The organism is Fructilactobacillus fructivorans (assembly GCF_000814735.1).
In the GTDB taxonomy this organism is placed as follows: domain Bacteria; phylum Bacillota; class Bacilli; order Lactobacillales; family Lactobacillaceae; genus Fructilactobacillus; species Fructilactobacillus fructivorans.
In genome coordinates this window covers 1-24,663 of the sequence record NZ_JOJZ01000013.1, presented here as the reverse complement: position 1 = coordinate 24,663, position 24,663 = coordinate 1, and the positions used below count along the sequence as shown (strand labels likewise).

Below are 24,663 nucleotides of genomic sequence, written 5' to 3'. Positions count from 1 at the left end.
ATCCAACATTCTTTGATACAAAAATTAGTTAACTTTTGAATTCAGATTTCACATTTTCTAAGAATAATTTAAAAATTACGATATGTATATGTTTAACAATCTTAGTGAACTGAAAAACACAAAGCCTAGTCTCATCGAAATCTTGTGTTAAATTGAATTACACAAAATCCGCATAATATTATAATAATAATAACATAATATTGATACTTATTAATAGTGAAAAGTCTTCCTATAATCGTTTTCAGTAACTAATCCATTACTTAATTCATTGATATTGTAACATGATACCATGCAATTTATAAATTTTGGAAAATATTTCTAAGATGGGTTTTCACAAAGATGAGTCAATTAATTTAAGATTAGAAATAAGAGGTCAAATAGTGATATATTAGAGGCGTGAGAAATCTATTAAAAAAGTTGGTAATTTAAAATCATTTTTAATCTTTAATAATATAGTAGAAAAACAAATTACCACAGTAATAAAAAGGAGATATTTACTTGATTACTTTAAAATCAGACCGTGAAATTGAAAAAATGGCAGAATCTGGTGCCGTACTTGCTGGAGTCCACAACGGACTTAAAAAAATTATTAAACCAGGAATCGATACCTGGGAAATCGAAGAATTCGCTGACAAGTACATTACCGACCATGGTGCCACTCCCTCCGAAAAGGGATTTGATGGCTATAATTATGGAACCTGCATTTCCATCAATAACGAGGTTGCCCATGGGATTCCACGTCGTGGTCTGAAACTGAAGAACGGTGACATCGTTAAAGTTGACATGTGTGTGAACAAAGATGGCTTTGAGAGTGACTCTTGCTGGTCATACGCTGTTGGAGACGTTTCTCCAAAGATTAAAAAGTTAATGGAAGTAACCCGCAAGGGTCTCTACCTTGGTATTGATCAAGCTCAAGTTGGCAATCGAATTGGTGACATTGGTGCTGCCATCCAACACTATGTTGAAGACGAAAATCACATGGGTGATGTTCGAGAATTAATCGGTCATGGGATTCAACCTTCAATTCACGAAGATCCAGCTGTTCCAGCTTACGGAGTTGCAGGTCATGGAATGCGTCTTCGTCCCGGAATGACCATTACGATTGAACCAATGGTCAACCTAGGAACTTGGAAAATTAAGGATGACTACGATAAGAAGGATGACTGGACTTACTATGTCAGCCAAGATGGTTCTTATTCAGCTCAATACGAACACACTCTAGCAATCACAGAAGATGGTCCTAAGATCTTAACCTCTCAAGATCACGTTGCAGACGCCAAGTACATGTTTAAAAAATAATAATTCACAAAAAGGGTACGAAATTGTTAAGAATTTCGTACCCTTTTCCTTTTGATTCTTCCTGATGTTCATTTATGCTAGTATAAATTTGACTAAAATAAGTCACAAAGGTGGGATATCATGAAACAACTTTCAAAAATTACCGGAATCATTATGGCACTCGTCATTTCACTCGTTGCCCTTAGTTCACTACCCGGTTCAAATGCCAAAGCGGACCAAAACATCGACCCTAACATTGGTTTTCGTTATGAACAGCCCACCGCCAAATATTATATTCGCAAAGGGACACCCCAAAGTTATCGTATTATTATCAATCAAGCCATCACTAATTGGAACAAAACCCACGCCTTTAACTGGGTTCGTTCCAAGACCAAGGTTCCAACTACGATTGGCATCACTAACAGTAACCAGGGATTTTGGAAGGGTAACCATTACGCCGGTGTCACCCTTAATCTAACTAAAACCAAAAATGTTAATGATCATACTTTTCAAACTGGAGCCAAAATCACTTTGAATCCCAGGGTCATGGCTAACATGCGTTACACTTATGACCAACAATTACTTACCGTTGAACACGAATTGGGCCACGCCATGGGACTAAAACACAATCACGAAAAAGATAGTATCATGTACCCTAATGATACCTACTACAATTCACTCAATCCCAATCAAATTGGACCAAGTGATATTAGCGGTGTTCAGGCTTTATATAACGAAAAATAAGCAAGTTTAAGGGGATACTACTCATAAAGTAGCATCCCCTTTTTATTTCCATCCGTAAGTTTTTAAATCCATCTCACGTTTGGGTAGCTTGGATACGTAAGGATTTCCCTTTACGTAGAATCGATACGGTTTGTCAGTCCAGGTTCCACGATCACTCACACCAATCCGCCCTGACTCCACAATCTTCTTTGGAAATTTCACGTTATCAACGTCAAGATCAAGGGCAGTATCACCTAACTCAATTAGGTTCATTTCCTTATCATAGATTCCAAGGGCATCCATTAGCTTTCCCGGTCCGTTGGTTAACTCAAAGCCGGATTTTGGACGATTAGCTTTCATTAAATCAATTCCTTGATATGGTTCAATTCCACGAATCAAAATTCCCTCGGGAACGTCCTTGGCTTGAGCAGCCACATCTAAACAAAGGCGACCATGAATCGAATAGATGTAGATTGTACCTGGAACTCCATACAAAGCTTCATTAGATGGAGTTCGTTTCCCTTGGTAAGCATGAGCCGCTGAATCTTTTTGCCCTAAATAAGCCTCTGCTTCGGTAATGTAGCCACTCATTAAACCCTTGGGTGAATGATAAACAAGTAACGTTCCAAGCATCCTCTTGGTGATCTCATCGGTGGTACCCTCATTAAAAAATCTTCTTAATTTATCTGACAAAATCCATCCCTACCTACTTAAAGATTTAAAAACTAACGAATGATAATCGTTGAAATCTTAGACTTCTTAACTAACTTAACACTTATACTCCGATTACCGTGTTCACCGGTAGCATCAGCTCCACAGATGAGCAAATCAGCCTGAAACTTAGGTGCGATTGAGTCCAAAATCTCATCATCAATACTTCCACCAACCGAAATAATTGGTGTAACATCTTCAACTCCAGCATTTGAAGCGCAATCAGCATAGCCACCAACTACTTCTCGTAGTTGGTCACGTTTAGCTTCGATTTTACTTGGTGTTAAAGAATCATAAATATTAATATCATTATTTTCTAACACCGAGCAAATTCCAAGTGATGCTTTAAACTTAATGGCCATTGTTACCGCATAACGGAAAGCACGTTGAGTTGACTTACTGTCATCAGGGTCAACGGTCAATAAAATTCTTTGAAACGTTAATGGCTCAAATTTTTCCATTTTTTTCATCCCCTTTCAGTAATATCATATCATTAATTTTAAAATTTTCGACAAAAAAATAATCAGTAGAAAACTACTGATTATTACTAATTATTTATTCTTTATTAGGATCAGGAAGTGAGGCCTCATGATCGTTACCCTGAGCATCTTTAATACTCTTGACCATTTTCTTAGCGTGAATTCGACGCATCTTTTCTTTCTTCTTCTTAATTCGTAAATCATCCATCGCTTTGTTCTTAAGGACGATTCCCTCATCATTCTTCACCATGTGATAAATCGATATCAAGATCATGATACATACAAACATTAGTGGGAATCCCGCGATCGCACAGAAGGTCTGAATGGTGCTAAACCCTCCAACGACAACAAGTCCGAAGGAGAACAACACGAAGACAACCACCCAGGTCATTCGGTTAAACTGAGTTGGCTCTTGGCCTTCTTTGAGTCTTAGACTCGTAAACGATGAAACGATAAAGGCCGACGATGAAATTGTCGTAGCAAGAAAAATAAAACAAGAAATACAGTAAACCGCGAACACGATCGCCTTAAACGGCAGATTAGACAAGACAGCAGTAATTACTGCGGCCTGTCCCTGTGTATTCAAGATATGAACCAAGTTAATCTGACCGGTTTTTTGAAGCCACAATGAATATCCACCAAGAATAGCATAAAAACTCAAGCAACCAACCGAACCATATCCAAGCATTCCAATCAGCGTCGAACGAATCGTGCGTCCCTTTGAAATACGTGCAATAAACAATCCCATGACTGGCATGTATGATAACCACCAACCCCAGTAAAAGATCGTTTCTTGTTTAGCAACATCTGCCGGACCATTGGGAATGGTGTTCGTCGACATGGCAACGAACTTATCAGCTAGTAGTCCCAAACTATTTGTCTCTGAACTTAAAATGTAAATCGTTGGACCAACTAACAAGACAAACGCCAAGAAGATAATGGCGGTCCAAATGTGGGCATCACTCAATCGGTCAATCCCACCGTTAAGCCCCTTGTACACGGTCCATGCAAAGATGACAAAGAGAACACCGAAGAGCGCAATCTTCAGAATCAGATTATCAGGAATTCCCAACAAGCGACTCAAGACGTTAGAAATGATTGGAATCTCCATTCCGACGGAAGATCCAACTCCACCCATGATTCCAAAGACAACCAGAAAGTCAACTAATTGTCTGAGGTAGTATTTCCACTTGGCTTCTCCTTGAATGAAATCAATCGCAGAACTTAGACGCTGAACCTTCCCGTGCTTAACGAACAAGATGTACGCAATTGCAATGGTGGCCGGGGCAAACATCATCCATGCCATTGGTCCCCAATTAAATTGACCAAACATATGAGCGTAGTTATACGCACTTTCAGAAAATGGTTTTGCGCCAAATGGTGGATGCTGGAGATACCTTAACGGATCAACCATACTTAACATCAAAATACTAGCATCAATTGCGGTCGCAAACACCATGCTTCCCCATTGAAGGTCACTGTATTCTGGCTTCGAGTGTGGTTCTCCCAATCTGATGGCACCATATTTTGAAAAGATTAGCCACATAAAAAATAAGAAATTAATTATGTAAACAACCATGTAGGCCCAACCCATTTGATTAGTAATCCAATTTAAAGCCAGAGCTAAAATCCCCTGTAATTTTGAACCACCAACGATCAAAATGATCGATCCCACTCCAAAGATTAACAGCGTGGGAATAAAGACGAATTTATCAATATTAAATTTTTTAAAAATAAAGAAATCCCTCCAAATACTTTTTCACAATAAAAAACGCTATGCATGGTGCTCATAGAGACACTTGCATAGCGTTGTAACGGTCACACAAATGATAATTACTTATCTTTCATTATCATTATACACAACTAAGATAATAAGTAAAATTCGTTAATTATTATCAATCTTTTTTAATACTTTTGCAGGATTACCTACCAGGACCACATCGTCGCCAAATGACTTGGTGACAACGGATCCAGCTCCTACGACCACATTATTTCCGAGGGTCACCCCCGGAACAATTGTGACATGACCACCAAACCAAGCATTATCACCGATGGTAATTGGGGCAGCCATTTCAACGTCTGCCACCCGTTCCTTTGCATTTAGGGGATGAACGTTGGTATATAGTCCACAATTAGGACCTATGTAACAGTTTTTACCAAACGTAATTGGAGCGGTGTCCAAAAGGGTTAACCCATAATTAGCGTAAAAATTATCACCAATATAAATGTTAAAACCATAATCAAACTCAATTCCAGTTTCAACAAAGAACTTCGGGCCACTCTTAGCCAATAAGTCCTGGATTAATCCGTTTCGTTTCTCGTTATCAGGGGTATCATTAGCCTCCTGTAACTGCTTTCGACATAAAATTCGCCGACTAATCAATTCCTTATCAAACTGATTGTACGGTTCACCATTTGTCATCTTTTCTCTCTCACTTGTCATTGAATCACTCCTTTGGGGTTTCATCTTTATTATTAAGCAAATTTACATTTTGTCCATAGTCTGATTCAATTTCTCGTCAACAAAGACGTTTCCCTTGTTAGTGGCGTGACCCTTCGTCCAACCAAACTGGATGTTGGAAAACTGATGTAAAAGTTCGTCAAGCTGTTGCCAAAGCTCCTTATTTTTCAGTTCACCACCACTGCGTTTCCAGCCTCGCTTTTTCCAGCCATCAATCCAATGCTTTGTAATTGCGTTTAAAACGTATCTGGAATCACTGACTACACCAATGCCAGCATGATTTAGTTGGTGCTCAGATAGCCACTGAAGGGCCCTCACGAGTGCCATGATTTCCATCCGATTGTTAGTGACCCCATATTCCCCACCAGAGTCAACGTGTTGACCCGTTGGAGCGTCAATGAGGTACGCCCAGGCTGCTTTATCGTTGGACTTAACGTGACCACCAGCGACATTACCATGATTTCGTGACCCACCATCGGTAAAGACAATAATCTCAGGACGTTGGGTGTGACTCCCCTCTGTTTCTGTGATTGGTGCTTGTTCATTATACAAGTACGCACTTGCTTCCCTTTTGGTTTGAAAGCTTTTATACTGCGCCCCTGAATATCCGTCGATTTGAGCTTTGGCCAAATCCCAGGTCGGGTAAATTCCAGGATGACGCCCTCGTCTGACTGCGTAATACTTCTTTGTCTTTCCCATTTTTACTCCATTCAAATTCTTAATTAATTCTTACATTTAGTCATATCATTTTGCATTTTGTAATATTTATGCGAAAATAATATGTAGGAGGGGATTCATACAATGGCCGATATAGCTGCAAAATTAATTACAGTTGATCAAGCGTTAGCAATGCTCAAAGACCGTCATGCTCAAAAGAATGAACGTTTTCCAAAGTTAATGACTCCCGGTAAATACATTTTACCAGATTACTTTTTAACTAGAAAAAGAGAAGCGTTCAAGATTAGAAAGCATACCTTCTTAAAGCGGCGCTCTCGCTCATACGTTGCTTTCGATTCTGAGAATGGTCAAACGCTTTGGTTGCACAATTTCCCTAGTCTATCAGAAGCATTATTCTGGTTAGATACCGGTCTTAAACCCGCCGATTCTGATTCAGGATCATCATTCAAAGAATGGAAACAGGAGCATGCAAAAGAAATTGAAGGCATGAAAGATCAACTGAGACAAATGTCAAAACCTAAAAAGCGTAAACCTAAAAAAGCTAAAAAAGGTAAGAAGCATTAATTTAAAAACCACAATCCTAATTGTGGTTTTTAAATAGCTGCTGTGGCTGGGCTCGAACCAGCGACATCTTCATTAACAGTGAAGCGTTTCTACCAACTGAACTACACAGCAATAATGAAATACTTAATTTGTTGTTCACAAGTATACACAGGTCTTAATAGTTTGTCTACTAATTTAGCAAATTATTTTGCAAAAAAAGTGGACTCTGCAATTACCCATTGCAGAATCCACTTATGGCGCTATTTTCTCAGTTGTTCATTTGGATAAATAATGACCTTAATTGAATTACTTTTATCGGTTCTGGACTTTTCAAGTGCTGCCTTAGTTTGATCCAATGGATAGAAGTTAGTTAACAAATTATCAACCAGTTTTGTATTCTTAGCTAAAATCTTCAAACCAGTTTGATAATTATTACAGTATCTAAAGATCCCCATGATCGTAGTTTCATGATCGGTCATAAACGGAACGTCCAGTGGAGTTTGGTCAGTCGTTGGAACTCCAATGTAAGCAACCTTTCCGCCCCGTTTTAGGGCATGCAGGGAAGTTTGTTCACCAGGAACCGTTCCAGAAGCTTCAATGGCATAGTCAACTCCAACCCCGTTGGTAAGGGTTTTAACGGTATCAAGAACATCAGCATTCTTAATGTTAACCGCGTTAGTGGCTCCTAACTTTTTTGCAACGTCCAATCGTGATTGCTCAGCATCACTAACAATGATCTGATCAGCTCCATGGGCTTTAGCGGCCAGAATTGCCAGTAAACCAATGGGACCCATTCCGGAAATCAGAACTGATGAACCAACATCTACACCTAATTTTTGCGTAGCATGAACACCAACTGACAATGGTTCGTTCAAAGTAGCTTCTTCATATGAGACATTTTCAGGAATTGGGTAAACAAAGTCTTGAGGATAAACGATAAATTGAGTTAAATCACCATTAACGGGTGGCGTTGCCATAAACTGCATGTTCGGGCAAAGGTTGTAGTGACCAGTTCGACAAGCTTCACAGTGACCGCATGGAACACCAGGTTCCATGGCAACCCGATCACCACGTTTGAACTTAGTAACTTTATCGCCAACAGCAACAATAACACCGGAACTCTCATGGCCCAAAATCAGTGGTTTCTTAACCACAAAGTTACCAATATGACCCTGGTCATAGTAATGAACATCGGAACCACAAATTCCAACCGCTACCACTTTAATCAAAACGTCAGTTGGACCCATTTCTTTTAGTTTGGTGTCCTTCATGTCAATGTCGAACACTTTCTCTAAGACCGCACTCTTCGTGGTCTTTGGCATATTATTTTTATCATAGTTTGGAATACTTACGTCAGTCATAATTTTAAGTCTCCTCTACATAATCGTTGATTCATGAAAATAACTTTGAGCTAACCGTTACTCGCGCCCATTGGTATCATCCCGTTCCTTCTATTTTTCACCCTCATTATCACATCTTGTGCAATAGTTATCAAAGAAAATGTTCGTAAAAAAATAGACCCTAACGATCGGAAAACCGACCATCAGATGTCTAGTAAAAGTTAATTAGTTAAATTATTTAGCAGGTTTTTGCTTCAAAAATTTTTGTAAATCTGCTACTTCTTTTTGTTTTGCTTTACGTTTTTTAGTGTCGATCGGACGACGACCTTGGACACCATTTGGATGACAAATTCTCATGATGAAAAACTCCTTCCAATTAAGTCTAAACTCTTAAATACATCAGCTCTTAGTATTATAATACATGGAACAGGTAAAAATCAAATTAAAGTGGAAATGGGGACTCAAAAATGACTAAAGATTATCCGCAAGCAGTAACAATTGCCGGCAGTGATAGTGATGGCAGCGCTGGAATTCAGGCAGACTTAGAAACTTTCTTTGCTCGTCGTGTGTACGGTGCTTCAATTATTACAGCATGTGTGTCAGGGAACTCCTATGGAATTCATGATAGTGTCAACATGCCAACTAGTTTTATTGATCAAGAATTCAAAGATCTAGGTGATGACTTTCATATCTTAGCCGCTAAGACTGGGATGCTCTCTGATGCCAACATTATCAATACGGTGGTAAAAGACTATCAGCTATACGACTTTGGTCCACTAGTGGTTGATCCAGTAATTACTACCAAGTTTGGAACCATGTTGCTTGAAGAAGACGCTTTCGATGCCATGAAAAATGAATTAGTACCGATGGCAACCGTTTTAACACCCAACTTCTTTGAAGCACAAAAGCTTACTGGACTCGATGTTGATGATCCTGATTTCATGGCTAAATCAGCTAAAGCCATGCAAGACATGGGCGCTAGCAACGTCATTGTGAAGGGTCGCCATGACGATCCTAGTCAAACAAAGGTTTCTGACTACGTTTTGTTAGAAGATGGTCAGCACTTTAACTTAAATGGCCCTTACTTCACTACCGATCGTAAAAACGGAACTGGTGATACCCTTTCAGCTGGAATCACCGCTGAACTAGCTAAGGGTCACACCGTTGCCGATTCCATTAAGATTGCCAAGCAGTACGTTGACGGTGCAATCGAAGATGAAATCCAGGTTGGCCACAAGTATGGTCCAATTAACCACTGGGCAAGATAATTGACTATAATGGTAAAAGATATGTTTTAAACATTATTATAAGTTCATTTATTTTACCTTATTAGTATAGGAGAATCAGTTTCGACATGCAGTCAAACAATAAAAAAGAATCCATCAAATTATTTCTCGACATGGACAACGTGTTGGTTAACACCATTCCGGTCCTTAATCAAAGAGCAAAATCACTCCCAACGGGAGCACGACCAGATCGGATCCCTGGAATTTTTCGGGACTTAGATCCAACTGAAGATGCCATCGAAAGTGTCAATAAATTAGCTGACTACTATGATCTATACATCTTGACCACTGCTCCCTGGAGTAATCCAAGTGCCTGGCAGGATAAAGTAGCGTGGATTCAGCATTTTTTTGGAGCTGAGAAAAACAGTCCATTTTATAAAAAAATAACAATGACCCACGATAAGGGATTAGTTCACTATGTTGGTGGAATTTTGATCGATGATCGTCCTTATCATGGGGCAAGTTCGTGGAATGATCCCAAGACTAATAGCGTCTGGATTCAGTATGGATTCGACAAACGTCTCACTTGGAAGGATGATCTAGTTCCTTTCTTAATTGACATTGCCCAAAACAGTCAACAAACAAGTGACATAAAAACTGCCGTAAAAAAATCTAATCAGAATCCCAAGTACGTCATTCACGGGAATGTAAGTACGTTTAAAAAGGAAAATTGGGAATAAAGGAGAAGAAAATGATTACAAACAGTACTGAAATGTTAGATAAGGCCCGAAAAGAACACTACGCCGTTCCAGCATTCAACGTTAATAACTTGGAATGGGCTAGAGCCATTCTTGAAGCAGCCGAAGAAGCCAAGTCACCTGTAATTATCCAAGCGACTTCTGGAGCCGCTAACTACATGGGGAGTTTCCGATTAGTTTATGACTTGATTGTGGACATGTACCACGCCTTAAACATCACCGTCCCTGTTTCAATTCATCTTGACCATGGTACCTTTTACGACGCCATTAAGACTTTGGGAATTAAGTTCACTTCCATCATGTTTGATGGCTCTGCTCTTCCCTTGGACGAGAACCTCGACAAGACCAAAACACTTGTTAAATTAGCCCACGCTGAGGATGTTAGTGTCGAAGCTGAAGTTGGCACCATTGGTGGTGAAGAAGATGGTGTGATTGCTGACGGTGAAATTGCCCCCGTCGACTCAGCCGTTAAAATGGCTGAGACTGGAGTCGACATGCTAGCAGTCGGAATCGGTAACATTCACGGAAAATATCCTAAGGACTGGAAGGGCTTAAACTTTGATCACCTAAAAAAAATTGATCAAGCCATCTATAACCAAACCGGTAAACAGTTACCGTTGGTCCTACACGGTGGTTCCGGTATTCCTGATGATCAAATCAGAAAAGCAATCCAACTTGGAATTTCCAAGATCAACGTCAACACGGAGGGTCAACTAGCCTTTCATCAGGCCATGCGAGACTACGTTCACTCTGATAAAGATCTTGAGGGTAAAAACTATGATCCACGGATTTTCTTAAAGGCTGGAACAAACGCACTTAAAGAGATGTGCCTTGATCGAATTAAGGTCTTTGGATCAGAAAATAAAGCTTAATTAAATAAAAATCGTCTTGAAGGTCAACCTTCAAGACGATTTTTTTATCTAATTAACAAAGTACTGACTAAAAAGTTTCTTATAAATTTCAATGAAGTCTAACCACATTTGTAGGGACGCTGATTCATTATTTTGGTGCATCTTCATTGGATTCCCTGGGCCAAACACAGCATAATTAGCACCGTTTAATTTTTGGGATAAAAGCTCAGAGGCGTCGGTTCCACCTGCTGCACTCATTACCGTAATCTGATCCGTTGCAAAGGGATTAAATCCCTGCTTAACCATCATCTCTTGGCCCATCTTGACTTCATCAGAACTGTACTTCATCTTCTTCATGTATGGAGTTGCAATAGCTAAAAGTTCCTTAATCAACTTAGAATCTGGTTTCGCAACCACTGGCGCAATATTCATCAAAATCTCGAGATTAATTTCCCCGTCATGGGTTTGGTTAAAATCATCAACTATCTGGTTAAAGTCATCGATGACCTGCTGATTATCATAGTTTGGCACAATCCGAGTATTAATCGCCGCTTTAGCAGAGCCTGGGATGGCATTAATTTGAATTCCTCCGTTAAATACATCAACAGTATAGGTGGTTTGTCCCAAAACCTCACTGGCATTTTGCTCAGCTCTCGTAGAAATGACTTGCTTCACTTCCTCTAGAACATCCATCAGGTTTTGGATCGCATTAATCCCTAAGTTAGGTCGTGAACTATGTGCCTCTTTCCCAGTTGAAGTAACCAAGAAATCAACTTCACCCTTATTGGCACGCACAATCCGATAACCAGTTGGTTCAGTAATTAACAAAGCATCTACATCATCCATGTACCCTTGTGATTGAAGACTATGTGAGCCATTCATTCCCACTTCTTCACCAGCTGTAATCAGGATCCGGATTGTTCCGTCAATCTTAACGTCTGCTTCTTTTATTTCAATTAGGGCAATCACGATGGCAGCCAGACCACCTTTCATGTCGGTTACCCCGCTTCCCGTCATGACATCGTCCTTAATTACAATTTCAAACGGATTGGTGTTCCACATTTCTTCATTCACGGCCACCGTATCCATGTGTCCACTTACCGCTAAAACTGGTTTTTGTCCGTTTCCGTATTCCACCACTAAATTAGCTTGATGGTTTCCAAGGTCGATTAATTGACCGTCAATTCCATACCGCTTCAAAAGTGATTGGAGATACTCGGCAGCCTTAACTTCATTACCATTAACGGTGTTAATTAACGGTGTTAATTTCGACTAAATCCCTTAAAATGTTCAGTTTGTCTGCTTTTTGCATGTTTGTCACCCGTTCTATTTAAAAATTACATTTTAAATCTTATTGAATCCGCTTTGCTAGAATCAAATCACGTTGAATCTCACTCCCAAGTCTAAATTCATGGGTTTTTAAATATTTAAAGCCCAGTTTCCGATAAAACTTAATTGCCTTTTCATTTTCTTCCCAGACACCGATCCAGAGCATTTTAGCTTCCGCCTGCTTTGCGACCCTTTCAGCTTTCTTTAGAAACTTAGTTCCTAGTCCAAGCCGTTTGAATTCCGGGTAAATGTACAATTTTTCAACTTCGACACTTGCGGTTGGAAAAGCTTCCGTTTGTTTATTACCTAAATTCAATTTCATGTAACTAGCAACCTGTCGATCAACGATACAGACGTAAAATTGACAATTCGGATCATCTAACTGTTTTTGAATCTGGCTCACATTGTACTCCCGATCCAGATACGTCTGAAGCTCTGATTTTGCAGTATCTTTTTGATAGGTATTAATAAAAGTTTGATGGATGATTTTTTGCAGTATCTTAACGTTGACTGGGTTATTGGTAACTCGTTTTAATTGAACTTCCACAAAATCACTCTCTTCGATTAGATTATTTGGTCTGATTAGTAAAAAACGTCCTCATAACCTCAAAACTTAAAGCTATCAGGACGTTTCATCAAACTAAATTAATCCAATAATATTATTTAAAACCGATTTGTCAACATTTATCTCTCAATTTCAGTAAAAATCCTACCATTTCTCTGGGCTCCAACTCCGCCCATCAATTTCATTTTCAGCCTGATCATTTCTTTTAGCCTGTTCTTTTACCAACCGTTCACATCCCTCGAGTAAGGATCGATTAAGAAATGATGTTTGACTCTTTATCAATTCATCGATCTGATTGATAGTCCACTCTTCATTGTCACTCATTTTAATCTTCCTCCTTATTTCGAATTAAATTAATCTGTTCCTTTAAGTCGTTTAAGTCGTCTTGACCTGTCTCAAGCTCTTGAATAATTAAATCAAGTTCTTGTTGATGATTCTTCATATTGCCACTTGCCAACTTCTTCAGCTGCTGAATCATCCAAGTCTCACGCTCGTTAAAACTAAAGGGATACTTGGCGGTCAGATACATTTGGTAATCGACCAACAGTTGAGATTTTTCTTCATCAGTTGAATAGCCGAACTGCGCAATTACAAGTGGTTTCATAAACTTCATTCCCGCCTGTTTCGCCAGGGCTTCGTATGGAATCATAATCTGGGAAATACTGAACGATTGGCTGGCACCTGCGGCAAACGCCGACTTGGGATAACCAACGCTCGTAACGATTCCCAGTTCTTTATCCTTCAAGTGCCCCTCTTCGCTTGCATAGGTATACGCTCGACTCAAAACATCATCTTCCCAAATTTTAAGGGAAGCTGGAGCGCTGTACCAATAAAGTGGAAATTGAAAAATAATGCGATCAGCCCCATTTAAGAGTTCTCGTTCAGCTTGAATGTCAATCGGATCACTTCCATAGATTTCGTCTAAACAATGCCACGTGACGTCATCTAGTCCTGCTTGACTTGTTTTTAAGAATGCTTGGGTAATGGAGTCCTGAAATTCAGGGTGTGAAACGACTATTAGTGTTTTCATATCTTCATCTTCTTTTAATTGATTAATCTAAGTCTATCATATTGACATCCCACGGATTTATGTTATATTTAAATAGATGTGTGAATGGTTTCGAGTTTCTAAGGTTTCTTGTTTTGTATTATTATGAAATGACTTCCTTTTAAGATTCAAACTAAGCAACACTGAAAAATTTATTGCGCTATGCGCTAGGAGGTTTCATATTATGAAACAAGGTACTGTTAAATGGTTTAATGCTGACAAGGGTTATGGTTTTATTACTACTGATGATGGTGATGTATTCGTACATTATTCAGCTATCAACAAGGATGGTTTCAAGACCCTTGACGAAGGCGAAAAGGTTACTTTGGACGTTGAAGAAGGAGACCGTGGTCCCCAAGCTGCTAACGTTACTCCAATGGACTAATTTTAGCCAAACAAAAAGAACTCAGCAAGCGCTGAGCTCTTTTTTTATACATATTTTTAAATTAAAACATTAATGAAGCTTAATTAACCTTGAAGTTCAAATACTTCGACGCAAAGATGACCAGCTCCTCAACGGGTTCTTCCATCCCATCTTCGATCCACGTTAATAGCACTTCCGTTAAACCACCAGATATCATCGCAATTAACATCTTTGACGAATTAGCACGTAATTCTAGAATGTCATCGTCAACCAGATTGGTAATGTATTTTTTCAAGACCTTCAACAGTAAATAAGACAAGTCATTATCAACGATGGCATCCATCATTGGCTTATTTTCCTTAATAATCGTAAAAAAGGTCGTTGCTAGCCCATTAAAATTAGAGATCTTTTGAGCTAGGAGCCGATTAATAAAGGTGGTAAAGGTTTCTTGAAATTGACCTACGATGACATCTTCCTTGGTGTGAAAGTTACGATAAAATGTCATACGGGAAACCCCAACGTGTTTGGAGACGTCCTTGACCGTAATCTCTTGATAGGACTTGGTCTGAAGCATCTCAAACATCCCATCAATTATTCTTTTTTTGGCTGTTTCTTTTTTTGACATAATTTCACCATTCACTATTAACATTTTAAAGCTTGTCACAATAAATAAATAAGCGTGAAGAAAACTTCCTCACACTTATTTATTTTTTAATGAATCAAGTTGCGTCTGCAATTCACGGTACTGATTGGATAATTCCATGTATTCAGTACTCATTTTATTATATTTATCTTCATACTGAGTCGCCCGATCTTGAGCGTTTTTTAGTTCGTCTTGAAATTGGATTACTTGGGATTTCAACTCATTAGTGCTCTTATCAGAAATGTCAGTATCATTCGTCAAAGCTTGAATCTTACTGTGAAGCTCTTTATTACGAGCCGTTAAATCTTCGACTTGTTGTTTCAAATCTGAATCAGCCATTATACTCACTTCCTAGACAAATGCATTTTAGTTGAAATCGTGATGTCTTGCAATTAAATTATTAAGATTCTCTAAGTTAACGGTTTTAAGACGGGCGAAATCATCGCCTGCGCTGATTTACTCAACTGAAGTTTTTTATTATGCATTAATTGATGAACTCGAAAAAGGTTATTTTCGCGCTGTTGCCATTCTTTAACTGGCTGAGCGCTTTGCTTGTTTAATACTTTAATATTCATAAGCAATCCCTCCGATTTACAAAATCAACTTAAATGATTAGTTTAAGTTACCAAGCATTATAATACATAATTGGAAATTAGTCATCTATCGCAAATTTCACCACGTAAAATGGCTTCCTGGCAGTCGTTACCCTTACAATTGTTTCATCAATAAGTTATAATATTAATAACAATTTTAAGAAGGAAGTCTAATTCAATGAGTAATTCTAATCCGTCAGCTAATTCCGCCGCACCAAAAATGACGTGGTACGGTAAGACATTTAACATATTACTTAAAGTTTTAATGTCATTTGTTGGGATCACCATGTTATCGCTTGGTGCTACCCTACTTCGATCAAGTAAAATTTTAGGACTTGATCCATTTACGGCCGTTAATATTGGGATGTCAAACCACCTACATATGTCACTTGGTTTGTATCAATTACTAGCCAACTTAGTAATTTTCGTGTTTGTCCTATTCCTTGACCGTCACATGATCGGAATTGGAACCATCATGAACATGGTCTTAGTTGGATTCGAGATTCAAATCTTCACCCAATTTTATCAACAGATTTTCCCAGAAGGCATTAATTTCTTCGTAATCGTTGCTAATGCTTTCCTTGGATTAATTCTATTTACCGCTGGTAGTTCCATCTACATGGCACCTAACCTAGGGGTTGCACCGTACGATGCGATTGCTCCAATTGTTTCATCACGACTCCACATTAAGTATAAGACCGCTCGTGTAATTCAAGATATCTTATTCTTAATTGCCGCTGTCCTTGCAGGTGGTCCCGTTGGATTTGCATCAATTATCGTGGCATTCTTTGCTGGTCCATTAATCGCTTACTGGAACAAGCACATCAGTGATCCAATTGTTAATGGAATCGACGACTTCAGTGAACAACCAACGGTTAAGCATGCTGCAAGTACCATTTCCAAAGCAACGCTATCTGGGTATCATTATTTGACCCATGCTTATAATGCCACTCTGAACGTTCAGATGAACTTATCCGGTTACACTAACCAAACAACTAGGAACTAGACTTCACGACGCTCAGACCAACATGGAGGACTCTCAGAAGGCTTACAATGCATACCGTACTCAATACAGAATGTTGATGGCCGAAATGATGAAGCGAAGCAAGAATGGTAATGTTGATCCCCAATCAACTGGTCAGCCTAAAAATAGCTCTGATCAGGGTTCTAAGGATCAAAACAACCAAAACAATGATTCAAAAAAATAATTAAATAACTAAAAGCCAGAGATTAACTAAATGTTAATCTTTGGCTTTTTTAATTTCCCTATTGTTTACGATTATGATTCGTCATTTCAAGAGGTTTAACCCACTTATCAAAATCGGATCCAGTAACGTATCCTGACTCAACGGCAGCCTGTCTAAGATCGGTCTTCCCGTTCAAAGCCGCTTGGGCAATCTCAGCGGCTCGGTGATATCCAATGTGTGGTGATAAGGCGGTCACCGTCATAAGTGAATTATGAACTAATTCTTCCATTCGATCTTGGTTTACTTCAATTCCATCAACCATCAGGTCCGTAAAATGACTCAAGATGCCAGTTAACGACTGAACGGAATCGAGAAAACACTCAATAATGATGGGCTTGTAAACGTTCATCTCAAAGTTCCCCTGGGTGTTAGCCATTTCAATCGTAGTATCATTCCCCATGATGCGGGCCACTACCATGTCCATGGCTTCTCCTTGAGTTGGATTTACCTTTCCCGGCATAATTGATGATCCGGGTTCGTTAGCTGGAATGGTAATTTCGCCATAGCCAGCTCGCGGGCCACTTGCCAAGAATTTAATGTCATTAGCAATTTTCATTAAGTCAGTAGCAAGGGTCCTAACCGCTCCATGTGTCATCGTAAGGGCCGAGTGAGATGCCAAACCATAAAACTTGTTTTCTACTTCAAACGGTTCATGATACTTGTCCCCTAAGTTCTTAACCATTTCAACATCAAAATTTTGAGCAGTATTTAGTCCGGTGCCAACTGCTGTGCCGCCAATCGGTAACCCCAACAGTGATTTAGAATTGTCAGCCACAAATTGGAGGTCATGTTGAATGGTGCTAGCCCATCCAGACACTTCCTGACCAAACGTCATGGGAGTCGCATCCTGTAAGTGGGTGCGACCAATCTTCACCACATCCCAGTACTTCTTCTGGAGACGTTGCATCACCTTAATTAAGTGCTGTAATTCTGGCAATAACTGGTTAATGGCAACCAAACTCGCAATGTTCATCGCGGTTGGAAACGTATCATTAGAACTTTGTGAATGATTTACATCATCATTTGGCAAAATCTCAGTGTTTGGATCAATCTGTTTTGCAACATGGGCAATGACTTCATTGACGTTCATATTAGTTTGAGTTCCTGATCCAGTTTGATAGATGTGTAACGGAAAATTTTGCATGAGCTGTTCATCAGACAATTCAAGTAGCCTAGCTGCGGCTTTCTCAATCAAGGCACCCTTTTGTTTTTCAATTGTCTTTTGTTGAACGCTAACTTCAGCCGCACTGGCTTTAATGTTGATCAGTGCTCGAATCACCAAAACCGGCATTTTGGGACCGACCGGGAAATTATGGCGGCTGCGTTCTGTCTGAGCTCCCCATAAGGCGTTCTTTGGCACCTTCACGTTTCCGAGTGTGTCACTTTCAATTCGATAATCAGACATTCTGTCATCCCCTAGTTAGTATTGGGTACGACCTATCGACTTAGGACCTGACTCTTCTCGAGTAATCGACTGATTAAGTATGTCAAGACTCCGCTAAATAAGAAGACTGACACAAGACGAGTTAGGAATAAGAGCAGCAAGAAACCAATGTGATAGTTAGCGTAACCACTCTTAATCATGTCCCAAGCAAACGTAATTACCGTGGTGGTAATCGTCGTACTTATGATTCCTAACCAATCATAATGTTTATAACCTAATACAGCAAATCCTAGCTCTGAAGATAGTCCCTGAATTAGACCAGAGAGTAAGTCAGCCACTCCCCACTGACTTCCTAAAATCATTTCAACAAACGCTCCCAAGAATTCACCAAGGGTGGCTGAAAAGGGAAGTCTAATGATAAAGGCCGCTAGTGGACCAGCCAGTGTGTACAGGCCAAAGGTGGCTTCGTTGGCAAATGGCTGCAAGCCAAACGGGGTCAAAGCTGCGGCCAACAAGTTGTACAGAAACGAGGTTCCCCAGAAGATTACCCCACAAAAAGCTCCAATTAATGTTACTAAAATGATGTCCTTTAAATGCCATTCTCTTAATACTTTCATGTTATCTCCTCCAACAAAAAAAGTTCCAGGATCTCCTCCGGGAACTTCAACACATGATTAAAATAACACTTATAGTGTAGTCGGATCCCTTCGCAGGTCTTAACCTGATCAGGTTCAATGGGTATTATCTCAGCCATACGGCACCCCAGAATTATATAATTCATGCTAATAGTATAATGGATGATTAATAAAAGCAATCAAAAAGTGAACAAAGATTATTATTCAAGTCCAACCCGTTTAAAGATATCATCGACATGACGCAGATGGTAATGATAATCAAACGCATCATTAATTTCTTGATCGGATAAACGTTCACTAATTTGTTTATTATCTTTAACTAACTTTTCAAATGACTCATGATTCTCCCATGACTGAGCTGTAAGCGGTTGTACTAGATCATAAGCAGCTTCCCTACTCATGCCACTATCAATCAACTTCAACATTACTCGTTGACTGTAGATCAAGCCATAAGTCAACTTCATGTTCTCTTTCATCCGCTCAGGAAAAACGTCTAAATTAGAAAGAATATTGTTAAAACGATGCAACATATAATCTAAAAGCGTGGTACTCTCCGGCAAAATGATCCGCTCGGCTGATGAGTGAGAAATGTCACGTTCATGCCACAATGAGACGTTTTCGTAGGCCGTTGTAATTAAGCCACGCATCGTTCTGGCAAGTCCACAAATGTTTTCGGAACCAATTGGATTCCGTTTGTGCGGCATCGCCGATGATCCTTTTTGACCAGGATTAAAGTGTTCTTCAACTTCATGAATTTCAGAACGTTGGAGTCCCCGAATTTCCGTGGCAAAGTTCTCCAAGCTGGTAGCAATTAGTGCCAAGGTTGAAATATACTCCGCGTGTAAATCACGGGGCAACACCTGACTAGTGATCTCTTGTGCCCGAAGTCCTAATTTATTGCACACATAGGCTTCTACCTGCGGATCAATGTTAGCAAAAGTACCAACTGCTCCGGAAATCTTTCCGGCTTCCACTCCGTCAGCAGCTTCATTAAATCGTTTCAAATTTCGTTTCATTTCTGAATACCAGCGGGCCATTTTTAAACCGAACGTCATTGGTTCCGCCTGAACTCCATGAGTTCGACCAATTTCAACGGTGTCCTTGTATTTTAACGCTTTGGCTTTAATGGTATCCATCAATGTCAAAATGTCTTGTCTGATTACCTTATCAGCCTGTTTTAAACGAAGCCCTTGGGCAGTATCAACAACATCGGTACTGGTAACCCCATAATGAATCCACTTTTTCTCAGGCCCAAGCGATTCGGAGACATCTCGAGTAAAGGCCACCACATCGTGATGAGTTTCGGCCTCAATCTGTGCAATTCGATCAACGTCAAAAGTAGCATTCTTTTTAATGGCGGTGACGTCGTCCTCAGGGATCTTGCCTAGCTTACTCCAAGCTTCATCAATAGCAATCTCCACTTCCAGCCAAGTCTGATACTGGTTCTGTTTACTCCAGATCTGTTTCATTGGTGCTCGCGTATAACGATCAATCATTTCATTCACCTCATTGTAATTACACGATAATCTTACATAACGTTTTCTTTTCAGTCAAATAAACCCCAAAATCATTTTAAGCCATTTCTAATCGTTCGTAAAACCCGAACATTATTTTTGACAATATTAGGAATGTTCTTGATTTTTCTAAATCCGATTGGTAAACTGTTCTTGGTCAAAAAATTCATTTACGAGGTGCTATATATGTCTGTAACAGTTGTGGTTGGTAGTCAATGGGGCGACGAAGGAAAAGGGAAGATTGTTGATACCCTAAGCGCCGATGCGGATATCATTGCCAGATATCAGGGTGGTGACAACGCTGGTCATACCATCGTTTTTAACAATCAAAATTTTCACGTTCAACTAGTTCCATCCGGGATCTTCTATCCAGATAAGTTGGCCGTAATTGGAAATGGAGTTGTTTTAAACCCGAAGTCACTCTTTAAGGAAGTTGACTATCTTAATGAACATGGCGTTTCAACCGACAACTTACGGGTCTCATCTCGTGCACAAGTAATTATGCCTTATCATCCCCTCTTCGACAAACTACAAGAGGAACACAAAAATCATAAAATTGGAACCACCCAAAAGGGAATCGGACCAGCTTACATGGATAAAGTCGCTAGGGTTGGAATTCGCGTTGCTGATCTAATCGATCCGGTAACGTTTAAGCATCGTCTTAAGGATGTTTTGTCGGAAAAGAACGAACTCCTAGTGAAGTTATACGATCACGCTCCACTGAACTTTGACGAGATTTATGACGAATACGTTCAACTTGGAAAACGACTTAAGCCATACGTGACAGAAACTTCGGTCCTTTTAAACGATGAAATTGATAACCACAAGAACGTCTTATTTGAAGGAGCTCAGGGGATCATGTTAGACGTCGATCATGGGACTTATCCATACGTAACCTCATCTAATCCAGTCGCAGGTGGAGCTGCCGTTGGTGCAGGAATTGGTCCAAGTAAAATTGATCGTGTCATCGGAACTTGTAAGGCCTATACTTCTCGAGTTGGTGAGGGACCCTTCCCAACCGAACTCTTAGACGCCACCGGCGATCACATCCGTGAGACCGCTCATGAATACGGAGTCGTTACCAAACGTCCCCGTCGAATTGGCTGGTTTGATAGCGTGGCACTACGTCACGCCCGTCGAGTCTCAGGTCTAACCCACTTAGCCCTCAACTGTTTAGATGTTCTTGATGGACTTAAGGAAATTAAGATTTGTACCGCATACGAATTAAACGGTAAAAAAATTACCTATTATCCCGCTAACCTCGACACTCTCGACAAGTGCAAGCCGGTTTATGAAACCCTGCCAGGATGGAATGAAGACATCACGGACTGTGATACTTACGACAAACTCCCAGAGAACGCTCAAAAGTTCCTTGATCGTGTCTCAGAACTTGTCGGAATTCCTCTTGTCACCTTTTCAACTGGTCCCAAGCGTGAACAAACTCATCAAATGTAAAAAATAAGACCTTGGATTGAATTATCCAAGGTCATTTTATATTCTCTTATACGTACCGTAATTCTTTGGAAGTATGCGTAAATGGTTCGTTACCATCTTTTGTTAAATGAATGCAGTCTTCAATCCGAACTCCGGCCACTCCGGGAATGTAAATTCCAGGTTCAATGGAGAAGCACATACCCTCTTTCAAGACCATCTGGTTGCCCTCCATGATGGAAGGAAATTCGTGTTCACTCATTCCCATTCCATGACCAAGTCTGTGAATGAAGTACTTACCATAACCAGCTTTATCAATGATATTTCTAGCAATCGCGTCCAGTTCCTCAGCTCGAATTCCTGGTTTAGCAGCCGATTGAGCCGCTAGTTGGGCTTCTAACACAACGTCGTAAATTTCTTTTTGTTTTGCTGGAATTTTATCACCAACCGCTACCGTCCTAGAAGCATCCGAAATGTATCCGTTGTGGACCGTTCCAAGATCAAACAGTAATAAGTTATCATTTTTGATCTGATTCATGTCAGTTGCCCCATGTGGTTCCGCAGCATGAGGACCGGTCTGAACCAGAGTATCAAAGCTCATATTCATCACACCACGAATCTTTTCTTGGTACTCAATTTCGGCAGCAACTTCGGCTTCGGTCTTACCAGCCTTAGCGGTTTCAAAGCCCACCTTAAAGGCAAAGTCGGCTTCCTTACCAGCTGCATCCAGTTGTTCAATCTCGTAAGGGGTCTTAATCACACGTAACTCGCTCACTTTAGGAGCAACGTTGGTCTTAAAATCAGCCTTCGGAAACTCTGCTTGTAACTGCTGGTAACGACTAATAACCAAGTTATCGTCTTCAATCCCAAAGCGCTTGGGATCTGGATTAACGTCCCGAATATGTTTAGCGATTAATTTAAAGGGATCCTCGTGATCAAGGTAACCATAAACCGGATACTTCCAGCCTGATTCCTTGATGGCTTCGACCTCTAGCTCTGGTGCAAACAAGAATGGTTCGGCATCAGGAAAAATAAAGAGTGCCAAAACCCGTTCAACAGGATCACTGCCAAAGCCCGTGAAATACTTGATGTCTTCAAAGTTACTGATGTAAGCTACATCAAGTTGCTTTTGATTAACGTAGTCTCTCATTTCGTTTAACTTAACCATATTACTACCTCCTAAACTTGCTGCTAATTTTAGCATACGTTTTCATTTAATCAATAGAAAAAAGGAATCTGTCACTAACTGCCAGACTCCTTTTTTCTAATATTTTGGGTTTCATTTGGATCTAAGCTCATCATTTGATCATCGGATGTCTTTAACAGTAAATGTCCCTTATCGTTGATTCCAACTAATTGGCCAGACATTTCACGGCCCTGATTAATCAACGAAACCCAATCGTTAAGCCACATTAAATGTTTAACGTACTCCACTATGATTTGATCAGCAGTCCACTCATAGTAAATAGCATACAGATGATTGTATATAGCCGCAATGACCTGATTACGTTGTAACGGCGGAATAACATTCAAGCTGCCCACCATTTGATCCTCATTACGTGAAAATGGCATAATGCCGATATCCAGACCAATTCCCATGATGAAGTTTTCTGGTTGGTTATTTTCGTTACTCTGGATTTCGGTCAGAATTCCACCAACCTTACTATCATCATAGTAGATATCGTTTACCCACTTTAACTGAGAATCGATTCTGTAAACTTGGTTAATGGCTTGTGTCACTGCGACACCAATCCCAAGGGTCAGGATCCCCGGATTTTGAACGAATTCATTTTTGGCCGGAAAAACCACCGTAAAATAAACGCCGTTATTAGCGGGCGAGTAAAAATGGTGACCATTTTGGCCCTTCCCCTTGGTTTGTTCGTTGGCAATGATCATTCCGGGTCTTTGCCACACCTCAGTCTGAGCCTCTTCGTTGGTCGAGGGTAACTGATCATAGACCTCAATTTGATCGATGGGAAAACTAATCAGACTGTGAATCACCCGTGCGTTCAACTTATCGTTCATTCTCATTCTCCACTTGAGTTGCTAGTGTCCCAATGTACTTCCAGCCTACGTCTAAAAAGTTGATCTGATACAAATCATCATTTCTTCTCGCACTTTCCATGTGAGGAAGTGTGGTCACGACGGTCTTAGGCTTTCCAATCAACCCAACTCCTTGCAACTTCAAAACCGCTTCCTTAATGGTCCACAAACGTAATGCCTGTTCTCCCTGCCGTTTCCCCTTTAAATTCTTGAGATATTCCAGTTCATCAGGGGTAAAGGCCCTGGTAATTCTGGTGTAATCGTAGGGACGAATCTGCTCTAAATCAACCCCAATGGGATGATCGGCAATGGCGACTAAAACAGCATCATGGGAATGGGCAATGTTGAAATGATAACCATTTGGCACAAAGTATGGTTTCCCGTAGTGACCGAAATCAATGTCAACGTTTTTAATGGCGTCTTTAACGGGCATTCCCACCAAATTGGCTAACAGGACTCGTCCCACCAAAGTTTGTTGTTTCTTTGGTTGGTCGATAATCCCTAGTTCTTGGTAGTAAGGTTGAAATGCCTTCGTAGTTATCGAATCACTTAAAAATTTAATCATGTAATTCTCCATTTTTCGTTTTATTAAAAATCATCAATAAGAGACAAAATAAGAGTCTCACTATTTTCAACAGGTACAATAGTAACACTCTCACTCGTTTCGGTCATTTACTAAAAATTACGGTATCGGGCCAATCGTTTCTGAAGCATCTCATCCTTTGACATTGCATTCAGTTCTTTGATTTTTTTAACCAAATCACCACGAAACCGTTCAAAGCCGTCGGCGGTATTCACTTCAGGAATAATTCGATCAAT

General features: G+C 40.0%; 30 protein-coding genes, 1 tRNA gene and 1 riboswitch. Of the genes, 10 read left to right on the top strand and 21 right to left on the bottom strand.

The genetic code is table 11. The features are described 5' to 3' along the window. Window positions 1-498 precede the first annotated feature (498 nt). Together map and LfDm3_RS03110 are read left to right on the top strand one after the other, a co-directional pair. On the top strand, window positions 499-1,299 hold the full coding sequence (map, locus tag LfDm3_RS03115; protein ID WP_010022584.1) for a type I methionyl aminopeptidase: 801 nt from the start codon (window positions 499-501) through the stop codon (window positions 1,297-1,299). A 120-nt stretch (window positions 1,300-1,419) separates the two neighbouring features. After that, window positions 1,420-2,022, top strand: coding sequence for a matrixin family metalloprotease (locus tag LfDm3_RS03110; RefSeq protein WP_039144076.1), 603 nt, complete (start codon window positions 1,420-1,422; stop codon window positions 2,020-2,022). A 42-nt stretch (window positions 2,023-2,064) separates the two neighbouring features. Here the strand turns inward: LfDm3_RS03110 and LfDm3_RS03105 are convergent, their stop codons facing one another. From LfDm3_RS03105 to LfDm3_RS03085, 5 genes are all read right to left on the bottom strand, one after another. Beyond that, window positions 2,065-2,694, bottom strand: coding sequence for a DNA-3-methyladenine glycosylase (locus tag LfDm3_RS03105; RefSeq protein ID WP_039144075.1), 630 nt, complete (start codon window positions 2,692-2,694; stop codon window positions 2,065-2,067). A gap of 32 nt (window positions 2,695-2,726) precedes the next feature. Then, on the bottom strand, window positions 2,727-3,173 hold the full coding sequence (locus LfDm3_RS03100; protein ID WP_052236591.1) for a universal stress protein: 447 nt from the start codon (window positions 3,171-3,173) through the stop codon (window positions 2,727-2,729). A gap of 94 nt (window positions 3,174-3,267) precedes the next feature. After that, window positions 3,268-4,890 carry a BCCT family transporter gene (locus LfDm3_RS03095; protein WP_052236590.1) on the bottom strand — a complete coding sequence of 541 codons (1,623 nt, stop codon included), beginning with the start codon at window positions 4,888-4,890 and terminating at the stop codon, window positions 3,268-3,270. A 186-nt stretch (window positions 4,891-5,076) separates the two neighbouring features. Next, the gene (locus tag LfDm3_RS03090; RefSeq protein WP_039144071.1) at window positions 5,077-5,634 is read right to left on the bottom strand and encodes a sugar O-acetyltransferase; all 558 of its coding nucleotides are present in this window, start codon (window positions 5,632-5,634) and stop codon (window positions 5,077-5,079) included. A 42-nt stretch (window positions 5,635-5,676) separates the two neighbouring features. After that, window positions 5,677-6,351, bottom strand: a complete 675-nt coding sequence (locus LfDm3_RS03085; RefSeq protein ID WP_039144069.1) for a ribonuclease H family protein — start codon at window positions 6,349-6,351, stop codon at window positions 5,677-5,679. Between the two features lie 102 nt (window positions 6,352-6,453). Between LfDm3_RS03085 and LfDm3_RS03080 the strand changes: the two genes are divergently transcribed. After that, a complete protein-coding gene (locus LfDm3_RS03080) occupies window positions 6,454-6,894 on the top strand; it encodes a hypothetical protein (protein ID WP_039144067.1) in 441 nt (146 codons plus the stop codon). A 37-nt stretch (window positions 6,895-6,931) separates the two neighbouring features. Here the strand turns inward: LfDm3_RS03080 and LfDm3_RS03075 are convergent. The 3 genes from LfDm3_RS03075 to LfDm3_RS06970 all read right to left on the bottom strand — a co-directional run bounded on the left by LfDm3_RS03075 (window position 6,932) and on the right by LfDm3_RS06970 (window position 8,570). After that, window positions 6,932-7,005: transfer RNA gene (locus LfDm3_RS03075), tRNA-Asn, on the bottom strand. Window positions 7,006-7,133: 128 nt separating this feature from the next. After that, a complete protein-coding gene (locus LfDm3_RS03070) occupies window positions 7,134-8,234 on the bottom strand; it encodes an NAD(P)-dependent alcohol dehydrogenase (protein ID WP_052236589.1) in 1,101 nt (366 codons plus the stop codon). A 213-nt stretch (window positions 8,235-8,447) separates the two neighbouring features. Then, on the bottom strand, window positions 8,448-8,570 hold the full coding sequence (locus LfDm3_RS06970; protein ID WP_010022570.1) for a hypothetical protein: 123 nt from the start codon (window positions 8,568-8,570) through the stop codon (window positions 8,448-8,450). A 110-nt stretch (window positions 8,571-8,680) separates the two neighbouring features. Between LfDm3_RS06970 and thiD the strand changes: the two genes are divergently transcribed. The 3 genes from thiD (at window position 8,681) to fba (ending at window position 11,069) form a co-directional block, all read left to right on the top strand. Beyond that, the gene (gene thiD / locus LfDm3_RS03065) at window positions 8,681-9,481 is read left to right on the top strand and encodes a bifunctional hydroxymethylpyrimidine kinase/phosphomethylpyrimidine kinase (RefSeq protein ID WP_039144065.1); all 801 of its coding nucleotides are present in this window, start codon (window positions 8,681-8,683) and stop codon (window positions 9,479-9,481) included. Between the two features lie 86 nt (window positions 9,482-9,567). Then, window positions 9,568-10,179 (top strand): 5' nucleotidase, NT5C type, encoded by a 612-nt coding sequence (locus LfDm3_RS03060; RefSeq protein WP_039144063.1) that lies wholly within the window; start codon window positions 9,568-9,570, stop codon window positions 10,177-10,179. A gap of 11 nt (window positions 10,180-10,190) precedes the next feature. Further along, window positions 10,191-11,069 (top strand): class II fructose-1,6-bisphosphate aldolase, encoded by an 879-nt coding sequence (fba, locus tag LfDm3_RS03055; protein ID WP_039144061.1) that lies wholly within the window; start codon window positions 10,191-10,193, stop codon window positions 11,067-11,069. Between the two features lie 48 nt (window positions 11,070-11,117). On the opposite strand, the gene LfDm3_RS03050 is transcribed toward fba, so the two are convergent. From LfDm3_RS03050 to LfDm3_RS03035, 4 genes are all read right to left on the bottom strand, one after another. Beyond that, window positions 11,118-12,248, bottom strand: a complete 1,131-nt coding sequence (locus tag LfDm3_RS03050) for an ArgE/DapE family deacylase (protein WP_259739978.1) — start codon at window positions 12,246-12,248, stop codon at window positions 11,118-11,120. Window positions 12,249-12,399: 151 nt separating this feature from the next. Beyond that, window positions 12,400-12,924, bottom strand: a complete 525-nt coding sequence (locus tag LfDm3_RS03045) for a GNAT family N-acetyltransferase (RefSeq protein ID WP_052236588.1) — start codon at window positions 12,922-12,924, stop codon at window positions 12,400-12,402. Between the two features lie 162 nt (window positions 12,925-13,086). Beyond that, window positions 13,087-13,266, bottom strand: a complete 180-nt coding sequence (locus LfDm3_RS03040) for a hypothetical protein (RefSeq protein WP_039144057.1) — start codon at window positions 13,264-13,266, stop codon at window positions 13,087-13,089. A gap of 1 nt (window position 13,267) precedes the next feature. Further along, window positions 13,268-13,972, bottom strand: coding sequence for an NAD(P)H-dependent oxidoreductase (locus LfDm3_RS03035; protein WP_039144055.1), 705 nt, complete (start codon window positions 13,970-13,972; stop codon window positions 13,268-13,270). Between the two features lie 202 nt (window positions 13,973-14,174). Between LfDm3_RS03035 and LfDm3_RS03030 the strand changes: the two genes are divergently transcribed. Beyond that, entirely contained in the window at window positions 14,175-14,375 is a 201-nt protein-coding gene (locus LfDm3_RS03030; RefSeq protein ID WP_010022560.1) for a cold-shock protein, read from the top strand. 79 nt (window positions 14,376-14,454) lie between these two features. On the opposite strand, the gene LfDm3_RS03025 is transcribed toward LfDm3_RS03030, so the two are convergent. The 3 genes from LfDm3_RS03025 to LfDm3_RS06835 all read right to left on the bottom strand — a co-directional run bounded on the left by LfDm3_RS03025 (window position 14,455) and on the right by LfDm3_RS06835 (window position 15,572). Beyond that, on the bottom strand, window positions 14,455-14,979 hold the full coding sequence (locus LfDm3_RS03025) for a TetR/AcrR family transcriptional regulator (RefSeq protein ID WP_039144053.1): 525 nt from the start codon (window positions 14,977-14,979) through the stop codon (window positions 14,455-14,457). A 75-nt stretch (window positions 14,980-15,054) separates the two neighbouring features. Beyond that, entirely contained in the window at window positions 15,055-15,336 is a 282-nt protein-coding gene (locus LfDm3_RS03020; protein WP_039144051.1) for a hypothetical protein, read from the bottom strand. Window positions 15,337-15,407: 71 nt separating this feature from the next. After that, window positions 15,408-15,572 carry a hypothetical protein gene (locus LfDm3_RS06835; protein WP_156112346.1) on the bottom strand — a complete coding sequence of 55 codons (165 nt, stop codon included), beginning with the start codon at window positions 15,570-15,572 and terminating at the stop codon, window positions 15,408-15,410. A 196-nt stretch (window positions 15,573-15,768) separates the two neighbouring features. Between LfDm3_RS06835 and LfDm3_RS03015 the strand changes: the two genes are divergently transcribed. Together LfDm3_RS03015 and LfDm3_RS06935 are read left to right on the top strand one after the other, a co-directional pair. Further along, a complete protein-coding gene (locus tag LfDm3_RS03015; RefSeq protein ID WP_225349315.1) occupies window positions 15,769-16,596 on the top strand; it encodes a YczE/YyaS/YitT family protein in 828 nt (275 codons plus the stop codon). Between the two features lie 22 nt (window positions 16,597-16,618). Then, entirely contained in the window at window positions 16,619-16,798 is a 180-nt protein-coding gene (locus LfDm3_RS06935) for a hypothetical protein (protein ID WP_225349314.1), read from the top strand. Window positions 16,799-16,856: 58 nt separating this feature from the next. Here LfDm3_RS06935 and LfDm3_RS03010 read toward each other — a convergent pair whose 3' ends face one another. The 3 genes from LfDm3_RS03010 to purB all read right to left on the bottom strand — a co-directional run bounded on the left by LfDm3_RS03010 (window position 16,857) and on the right by purB (window position 20,352). Next, window positions 16,857-18,242, bottom strand: a complete 1,386-nt coding sequence (locus tag LfDm3_RS03010; protein ID WP_039144049.1) for a class II fumarate hydratase — start codon at window positions 18,240-18,242, stop codon at window positions 16,857-16,859. A 32-nt stretch (window positions 18,243-18,274) separates the two neighbouring features. After that, on the bottom strand, window positions 18,275-18,838 hold the full coding sequence (locus LfDm3_RS03005; RefSeq protein WP_039144047.1) for an ECF transporter S component: 564 nt from the start codon (window positions 18,836-18,838) through the stop codon (window positions 18,275-18,277). 66 nt (window positions 18,839-18,904) lie between these two features. Next, a riboswitch (TPP riboswitch) is annotated at window positions 18,905-18,996 on the bottom strand. Window positions 18,997-19,056: 60 nt separating this feature from the next. Then, entirely contained in the window at window positions 19,057-20,352 is a 1,296-nt protein-coding gene (gene purB, locus LfDm3_RS03000) for an adenylosuccinate lyase (protein WP_039144045.1), read from the bottom strand. 204 nt (window positions 20,353-20,556) lie between these two features. On the opposite strand from purB, the gene LfDm3_RS02995 reads away from it, so the two are divergent. Further along, on the top strand, window positions 20,557-21,825 hold the full coding sequence (locus LfDm3_RS02995) for an adenylosuccinate synthase (RefSeq protein ID WP_039144043.1): 1,269 nt from the start codon (window positions 20,557-20,559) through the stop codon (window positions 21,823-21,825). 46 nt (window positions 21,826-21,871) lie between these two features. On the opposite strand, the gene LfDm3_RS02990 is transcribed toward LfDm3_RS02995, so the two are convergent. The 3 genes from LfDm3_RS02990 to LfDm3_RS02980 form a co-directional block, all read right to left on the bottom strand. After that, on the bottom strand, window positions 21,872-22,969 hold the full coding sequence (locus LfDm3_RS02990; RefSeq protein WP_039144041.1) for a M24 family metallopeptidase: 1,098 nt from the start codon (window positions 22,967-22,969) through the stop codon (window positions 21,872-21,874). A 74-nt stretch (window positions 22,970-23,043) separates the two neighbouring features. Continuing rightward, a complete protein-coding gene (locus LfDm3_RS02985) occupies window positions 23,044-23,826 on the bottom strand; it encodes a biotin--[acetyl-CoA-carboxylase] ligase (RefSeq protein ID WP_039144039.1) in 783 nt (260 codons plus the stop codon). Next, window positions 23,816-24,409 (bottom strand): 4'-phosphopantetheinyl transferase family protein, encoded by a 594-nt coding sequence (locus LfDm3_RS02980; RefSeq protein WP_039144036.1) that lies wholly within the window; start codon window positions 24,407-24,409, stop codon window positions 23,816-23,818. Before LfDm3_RS02980 ends, LfDm3_RS02985 begins: the two co-directional genes overlap by 11 nt. Window positions 24,410-24,663: the final 254 nt, after the last annotated feature.

Excerpts from the sequence above, each read along its gene's own strand:
- LfDm3_RS02985 (WP_039144039.1), bottom strand. The coding sequence starts at position 23,826 with ATGAACGATAAGTTGAACGCACGGGTGATTCACAGTCTGATTAGTTTT.
- LfDm3_RS03060 (WP_039144063.1), top strand. The coding sequence starts at position 9,568 with ATGCAGTCAAACAATAAAAAAGAATCCATCAAATTATTTCTCGACATG.
- LfDm3_RS02990 (WP_039144041.1), bottom strand. The coding sequence starts at position 22,969 with ATGGTTAAGTTAAACGAAATGAGAGACTACGTTAATCAAAAGCAACTT.
- purB (WP_039144045.1), bottom strand. The coding sequence starts at position 20,352 with ATGATTGATCGTTATACGCGAGCACCAATGAAACAGATCTGGAGTAAA.
- LfDm3_RS03015 (WP_225349315.1), top strand. The coding sequence starts at position 15,769 with ATGAGTAATTCTAATCCGTCAGCTAATTCCGCCGCACCAAAAATGACG.
- LfDm3_RS02980 (WP_039144036.1), bottom strand. The coding sequence starts at position 24,409 with ATGATTAAATTTTTAAGTGATTCGATAACTACGAAGGCATTTCAACCT.
- LfDm3_RS03090 (WP_039144071.1), bottom strand. The coding sequence starts at position 5,634 with ATGACAAGTGAGAGAGAAAAGATGACAAATGGTGAACCGTACAATCAG.
- LfDm3_RS03085 (WP_039144069.1), bottom strand. The coding sequence starts at position 6,351 with ATGGGAAAGACAAAGAAGTATTACGCAGTCAGACGAGGGCGTCATCCT.
- LfDm3_RS03025 (WP_039144053.1), bottom strand. The coding sequence starts at position 14,979 with ATGTCAAAAAAAGAAACAGCCAAAAAAAGAATAATTGATGGGATGTTT.
- LfDm3_RS06970 (WP_010022570.1), bottom strand. The coding sequence starts at position 8,570 with ATGAGAATTTGTCATCCAAATGGTGTCCAAGGTCGTCGTCCGATCGAC.
- LfDm3_RS03030 (WP_010022560.1), top strand. The coding sequence starts at position 14,175 with ATGAAACAAGGTACTGTTAAATGGTTTAATGCTGACAAGGGTTATGGT.
- LfDm3_RS06835 (WP_156112346.1), bottom strand. The coding sequence starts at position 15,572 with ATGAATATTAAAGTATTAAACAAGCAAAGCGCTCAGCCAGTTAAAGAA.
- LfDm3_RS03010 (WP_039144049.1), bottom strand. The coding sequence starts at position 18,242 with ATGTCTGATTATCGAATTGAAAGTGACACACTCGGAAACGTGAAGGTG.
- LfDm3_RS03100 (WP_052236591.1), bottom strand. The coding sequence starts at position 3,173 with ATGGAAAAATTTGAGCCATTAACGTTTCAAAGAATTTTATTGACCGTT.
- LfDm3_RS06935 (WP_225349314.1), top strand. The coding sequence starts at position 16,619 with ATGGAGGACTCTCAGAAGGCTTACAATGCATACCGTACTCAATACAGA.
- LfDm3_RS03035 (WP_039144055.1), bottom strand. The coding sequence starts at position 13,972 with ATGAAAACACTAATAGTCGTTTCACACCCTGAATTTCAGGACTCCATT.
- LfDm3_RS03070 (WP_052236589.1), bottom strand. The coding sequence starts at position 8,234 with ATGACTGACGTAAGTATTCCAAACTATGATAAAAATAATATGCCAAAG.
- LfDm3_RS03110 (WP_039144076.1), top strand. The coding sequence starts at position 1,420 with ATGAAACAACTTTCAAAAATTACCGGAATCATTATGGCACTCGTCATT.
- LfDm3_RS03005 (WP_039144047.1), bottom strand. The coding sequence starts at position 18,838 with ATGAAAGTATTAAGAGAATGGCATTTAAAGGACATCATTTTAGTAACA.
- LfDm3_RS03040 (WP_039144057.1), bottom strand. The coding sequence starts at position 13,266 with ATGAGTGACAATGAAGAGTGGACTATCAATCAGATCGATGAATTGATA.
- thiD (WP_039144065.1), top strand. The coding sequence starts at position 8,681 with ATGACTAAAGATTATCCGCAAGCAGTAACAATTGCCGGCAGTGATAGT.
- LfDm3_RS03080 (WP_039144067.1), top strand. The coding sequence starts at position 6,454 with ATGGCCGATATAGCTGCAAAATTAATTACAGTTGATCAAGCGTTAGCA.
- fba (WP_039144061.1), top strand. The coding sequence starts at position 10,191 with ATGATTACAAACAGTACTGAAATGTTAGATAAGGCCCGAAAAGAACAC.
- LfDm3_RS02995 (WP_039144043.1), top strand. The coding sequence starts at position 20,557 with ATGTCTGTAACAGTTGTGGTTGGTAGTCAATGGGGCGACGAAGGAAAA.
- LfDm3_RS03020 (WP_039144051.1), bottom strand. The coding sequence starts at position 15,336 with ATGGCTGATTCAGATTTGAAACAACAAGTCGAAGATTTAACGGCTCGT.